Source organism: Pseudorhodoplanes sp. (assembly GCF_046289595.1).
In the GTDB taxonomy this organism is placed as follows: Bacteria; Pseudomonadota; Alphaproteobacteria; order Rhizobiales; family Xanthobacteraceae; genus Pseudorhodoplanes.
Map to the genome: position 1 here is coordinate 1 of NZ_JBKBVB010000184.1, position 5387 is coordinate 5387.

At 63.5% G+C, this 5387-nt stretch carries 6 protein-coding genes; 2 read left to right on the forward strand and 4 right to left on the reverse strand.

Annotated features, from left to right (window positions below; translation table 11 throughout):
- Positions 1-210 (forward strand): hypothetical protein (locus ACK41X_RS22335; protein WP_409728173.1); only part of this gene is annotated, 210 nt, incomplete at its 5' end.
- Positions 211-372: 162 nt separating this feature from the next.
- A complete protein-coding gene (locus ACK41X_RS22340) occupies positions 373-2076 on the forward strand; it encodes an IlvD/Edd family dehydratase (RefSeq protein WP_409728176.1) in 1704 nt (567 codons plus the stop codon).
- An 18-nt stretch (positions 2077-2094) separates the two neighbouring features.
- Here ACK41X_RS22340 and ACK41X_RS22345 read toward each other — a convergent pair whose 3' ends face one another.
- The 4 genes from ACK41X_RS22345 to ACK41X_RS22360 all read right to left on the reverse strand — a co-directional run.
- Positions 2095-2922, reverse strand: a complete 828-nt coding sequence (locus ACK41X_RS22345) for an ABC transporter permease (RefSeq protein ID WP_409728178.1) — start codon at positions 2920-2922, stop codon at positions 2095-2097.
- Positions 2919-3740 (reverse strand): ABC transporter ATP-binding protein, encoded by an 822-nt coding sequence (locus ACK41X_RS22350; RefSeq protein ID WP_409728181.1) that lies wholly within the window; start codon positions 3738-3740, stop codon positions 2919-2921. Before ACK41X_RS22350 ends, ACK41X_RS22345 begins: the two co-directional genes overlap by 4 nt.
- A gap of 136 nt (positions 3741-3876) precedes the next feature.
- Positions 3877-4881, reverse strand: a complete 1005-nt coding sequence (locus ACK41X_RS22355; RefSeq protein ID WP_409728183.1) for an ABC transporter substrate-binding protein — start codon at positions 4879-4881, stop codon at positions 3877-3879.
- 77 nt (positions 4882-4958) lie between these two features.
- Positions 4959-5387, reverse strand: a 429-nt coding sequence (locus tag ACK41X_RS22360) for an MFS transporter (RefSeq protein ID WP_409728186.1), incomplete at its 5' end; no start/stop codon positions are given.

Sequence of the window (5387 nt, forward strand, 5' to 3'; positions counted from 1 at the left end):
ATGAATGCGCGCAATCTGTTGTGGGTGCTGTCGGAAGACATCACCGCCTATTTCGAGGCGCTCGGCCTTCTCAAGCGGGTTCCGGCGGAAACCATGCGCACGGCCGCCGCCCTGTCTGCGATACGCACGCGCGGCCGCACGCTGCCGCCTGCCGCGGCGCGGCTGATCGACTGCCTCAAGGCCGCGGCACGGGAGATTTCAGCCCGCTAACGGCGAAGGGCTGCGACACTGTGAAAATGCATAGGTTTCGGTGCAGGAGCAGAATTGGCCTCCACTTGCGTGTCCAAACCGTCCTCCATAGAGAAGTACAAATGTGGTCATTCCGGGCGGGTTTGCATCAGCACCGCGGAATGACGCCGATGGAGCAATGAAGTGACGGCAGGCATGCGCAAGGGACTGACGAGCTACGGCGACAAGGACTTTTCGCTATTCCTGCGCAAGGCCTTCATCAAGGCCATGGGCTATTCCGACGATGCGCTCGACCGGCCGATCGTCGGCATCACCAACACCTATTCCGACTTCAATCCCTGCCATGGCAACGTGCCGCAACTGATCGAGGCGGTGAAGCGCGGCGCGATGCTCGCTGGTGCGATGCCGATGGAATTCCCCACCATCTCGATTCACGAGAGCTTCGCCTATCCGACCTCGATGTTCCTGCGCAATCTGATGGCGATGGACACCGAGGAAATGATGCGGGCGCTGCCGGCCGATGCGGTGGTGCTGATCGGCGGCTGCGACAAGACCACGCCGGCGCAGGTCATGGCGGCGGTGAGCGCGGATCGTCCGACCATCGTGCTGCCGGTGGGTCCAATGCTGGTCGGTCATTTCAAAGGCGAGGTGCTCGGCGCCTGCACCGATTGCCGCAGATTGTGGGGCGAGTTTCGCGGCGGCCGCATGAGCGCCGAGGATATCGAGATCGCCAACGCGCGTCTTGTTCCGTCGGTCGGCACCTGCGGCGTGATGGGCACCGCGAGCACGATTGCCTGCATGATGGAAGCGATGGGCATGACCTTGCCCGGCGCAGCCACGATTCCGGCGGTGCATGCCGATCGCGTGCGGATCGCTGAAGCGACCGGCAAGCAGGCAGCTGCGCTTGCGAAAAGCGGCGGACCGAAGCCGTCGGATATCATCACCAAGGATGCGCTCCACAATGCCATCGTGATGCTGCAGGCGATCGGCGGCTCGACCAACGGCGTCGTGCATCTCTCCGCGATCGCCGGGCGCACGAACACGCCGCTGTCGCTGGACGAGTATGACGAAATCGGGAAGCGGACCCCGGTGCTGGTCGATCTGAAGCCGTCGGGCGATCACTATATGGAGCATTTCCACTATGCCGGCGGTGTGCCGCGGCTGATGCAGGAACTGAAAGATCTGCTCAAGCTCGACGCCAAGCATGTTATGGGCGGCACGCTCGGCGATGCCATTAAGACCTTCGAGGATGTGCCGGGCCAGACCGTGATCCGGCCGCGAAGCGCGCCCCTGAAGAAAGAGGGCGGCATGGCGATCCTGCGCGGAAACTTGTGCCCGCGCGGTGCGGTCATCAAGCAGGCCGCGGCCTCACCGAAGCTGATGCAGCATGAGGGCCGTGCCGTGGTGTTCGAGTCGGTCGAGGACATGACCAACCGCATCGACGATCCGGCGCTCGAGATCGCCGAGGACGACGTGATCGTGATGCGCAATGCCGGTCCCATCGGTGCGCCCGGCATGCCGGAGGCAGGATACATCCCGATCCCGAAGAAACTGGCGCAGCAAGGCATCAAGGATATGGTGCGCATTTCCGATGCGCGCATGAGCGGCACCGCGTTCGGCACCATCGTGCTGCATGTGTCGCCCGAATCCGCGGTCGGCGGACCGCTCGCGCTGGTGAAGACCGGCGACCGCATCAGACTCGACGTTGCGAACCGCAGGCTTGATCTCTTGGTGAGCGATGCCGAACTGGACAAGCGCCGCGAGGACTGGAGGGCACCGCCGGTGCCTTACGAGGCGCAGCGCGGCTATGCGAAGCTCTATCGCGAGCACGTACAGCAGGCCGACCAGGGCTGCGACTTCGATTTTCTGACAGCGGCGAAGAAGTAAAATGCGCGGCTGCGGCGCTCAGCCGTCTGTATTGGCGCTTTCGTGCCAGCGGCGCAGGGCCAGGTGCGAGACCAGCGACAGCGCGGCAAAGATCAAAACGCCCGCGATGGAGAGCAGGATCAGCGCCGCAAACATCCGCGGGATATTGAGCCGGTAGCCGCTTTCGGCGATGCGATAGGCAAGCCCTGAGCCCGCGCCCGCGGAGCCTGCCGCGATTTCCGCGACCACCGCGCCGATCAGCGACAGCCCGCCCGCGATTTTCAGCCCGCCCAGCATATAGGGCAGGGCGGCCGGCAGTTTGAGGTCGCGCAGCACCTGCCACGGCGACGCGCCATAAAGCCGGAACAGTTCTGCGAGATTGCGGTCCACGGAGTTCAGGCCGAGCGTGGTGTTGGCCAGCACCGGAAAGAACGCCACGATCCAGGCGCAGGCCAGCACCGCCGCCTGCTGCGGCAGATAGATGAGAAGCAGCGGCGCAATCGCAACGACCGGCGTCACCTGCAGGATCACCGCATAGGGATAGAATGAATATTCGACCAGCCGCGACTTATTGAACGCGATCGCCAGAGCGACCCCGCCGGCAAAAGCGAGCAGCAAGGCCTGAAAGGTCACCGTCAGCGTCGCCAGAAGCGAGGACCACAGCAGGGCCCAGTCGGCGATCAGCGTGCGGAATACGAGGCCGGGCGACGGCAGCACATAGGGCTGGATGTCGTTGATCCGCACCACAAGATCCCAGACCAGAATGCCGAGGCCGAGCGCGACAAGCGGCAGCGCACCGCGCAGCAAGCGTTCGCGCCGCGTGCGCTCCAGCGCCTCCTCGGCGCGCGTGGCCGGCCGCGTGGTCATGCCGCGCGCTCTCCCGAACCTTGCGCCAGATCGTCCTGTGCCATGGCTTCCACCAGCGCTTCCGAGACCTTGCGGCACAAAGCGGCATAGTCGGAAGAGGTGCGGAACGCCTCGGTGCGCGGATAGGGCGCGTCCACAGCGATCTGCGCATGCACGCGGCCGGGCCGCTGCGTCATCACGATGATGCGGCTCGACAGATAGACCGACTCGAACACCGAATGGGTGACGAAGATCGCGGTCTGGCGCATGGCGGCCCACAGCGTCAGCAGGTCGTTATTGAGGCGGAACCGGGTGATCTCGTCGAGCGCGGCAAACGGTTCGTCCATTAGAAGGAGTTTTGGCTGCGTCACCAATGCGCGGGCGATGGACACCCGCATCTTCATGCCGCCGGACAGCTCCCGCGGATAGGCAGTCTCGAATGCGCCGAGGCCGACCCGCGTCAGCGCCTCGCGGATGCGCGGCATGGCGGCCTCGCGGCCGATACCGGCAAGCTTGAGCGGCAGATGCACATTGCCCGCGACATTCGCCCAGGGCATCAGCGTCGGCTCCTGGAACACAAAGCCGATTTCGCCTTTCGAGCCGTCCGGCGCGGCGCCGCCGTGCCAGATCACATCGCCGTCGGAGGGCTCGATCAAACCGGCGAGAATGCGGAGCGCGGTCGACTTGCCGCAGCCGGACGGCCCCAGCAGCGAGACGAATTCATGCTCGCGCACGGAGAATGTGGCATCGCGCAGCGCCACGACGCCGCTCGGGAAGGTCTTGCCGACACCGTGGAGGGAAACGAGGGGCAAGTCGGTTGTTTGGAGAGATCGGGCCATTCACTCGGTCATGCCCGCGCTTGTCGCGGACATCCACGTCCTTCTTTCTTTCAGCTGCAATAGAGTAAAGACGTGGATGGCCGGGACACAAGGCGTCAACGACACCGTCTTCGACGGCTATGCCCGGCCATGACGATCATTTGGGGCGTATGTCGGTGCCAACGCCCTTGTTGACGAATTGCAGGGTATAGGCTCGCTTGTAATCGAGGTCCGGTTTCACCACGCCCGCGCGCGCCATCTTGTCGAAGAAATCCTTGATGCGCTCGTCGGTCATCGCGCCCAGGCCAAGCTTGATCGAGTCGCCCGAGTCGACGATCCCGTATTCCTTCATCTTGTCGATGGAATAGGCAAGCAGCGCGTCGGTCATCTCCGGATTATGCTTCTTGATCAATTCGTTCGCGGCCTTGTTGTCGCCGTAGAGATAATTGGCCCAGCCGATGGCGGAGGCATCGACAAAGCGCTGCACCAGATCCGGCCTTTTCTCGACCAGATCGCGCCGCGTTTCGATCAGGGTCGAATAGGTGGAGAAGCCCTGGTCGGCGAGCAGGAAAATCACCGGCTTGAACTTGCCCTGCGTTTCCACCGCATAGGGCTCAGACGTGACATAGCCCTGCATCGCCATTTTCTTGTCGGCGAGGAACGGCTGCGGGTTGAAGGTATAGGGCCGCACCTGCGCGTCGGTGAAACCGTAATCCCTCTTGAGCCATTGGTAATAGCCGGCCATGCCCTCCTTGGAGACGAGGATGGTCAGCTTCTTCAGATCCTCGAACCTGTCGATGCCCTGGCCCGGATGCGCCATCAGCACCTGCGGATCCTTCTGGAAGCTCGCGGCGACGGCGACGGTCGGGATATTCTGCGCAACCGCGTCGAAGGCCTGCAGCAGATTCGCGCTCATGTAGAAATCGATCTTGCCGACCGGAAGCAGGATGCGGTTATTCGCATTCGGCCCGCCGGGCAGGATCGTCACGTCGAGTCCGAACTTCTTGTAGGTGCCGTCGGCCACCGCCTGATAGAAGCCGCCATGTTCGGCCTGCGCCACCCAATTGGTGCCGAACGTGACCTTGTCGAGCGCCTGCGCGGCGGACAAATCCGCCTGGAACACCAGCGCGGCCGACAGCGCGCTCCAAAGCAAACCTCGCATCGTCTGATCCCATGTTTCGGTCCGGCGCGCGACCATAGGCGAGCTTCAGGATTTTGCCCAGCGCCGGATTGCCGCTCTCAGTCAATGCTGGCGAGCGGGCGCGCGACCTGTTCCAGCGGCTTGCGTTCGGCCGCAACCCCGAAACGCAGCGCGACCAGCGCCGCCGCGATCATCAGCGCAGCCGCAAACACATAGCCCATAAAGACCGTTGGACGCGAACCGGTCTCGATCAGGAGCCCGAACACAAGCGGACCGGCGACGCCGCCGATACCGGTGCCGATCGCATAGAAAATGGCGATGGCGAGTGCGCGGATTTCCAGCGGGAAGGTTTCGCTCACCGTCAGATAGGCGGAGCTTGCGGCGGCCGAGGCGAAAAAGAAGATGATCATCCAGGCGACGGTTTGCGTGGTTGCGGTGAGATAACCGTCCATGAACAGCCAGCCGGTGATCGCCAGCAGCACACCCGAGACCAGATAGGTGAGGAAGATCATCGGCCGCCGTCCGAC

Coding starts and splice junctions, on each gene's coding strand:
- ACK41X_RS22345 (WP_409728178.1), bottom strand. CDS start 2,922: ATGACCACGCGGCCGGCCACGCGCGCCGAGGAGGCGCTGGAGCGCACG.
- ACK41X_RS22350 (WP_409728181.1), bottom strand. CDS start 3,740: ATGGCCCGATCTCTCCAAACAACCGACTTGCCCCTCGTTTCCCTCCAC.
- ACK41X_RS22355 (WP_409728183.1), bottom strand. CDS start 4,881: ATGCGAGGTTTGCTTTGGAGCGCGCTGTCGGCCGCGCTGGTGTTCCAG.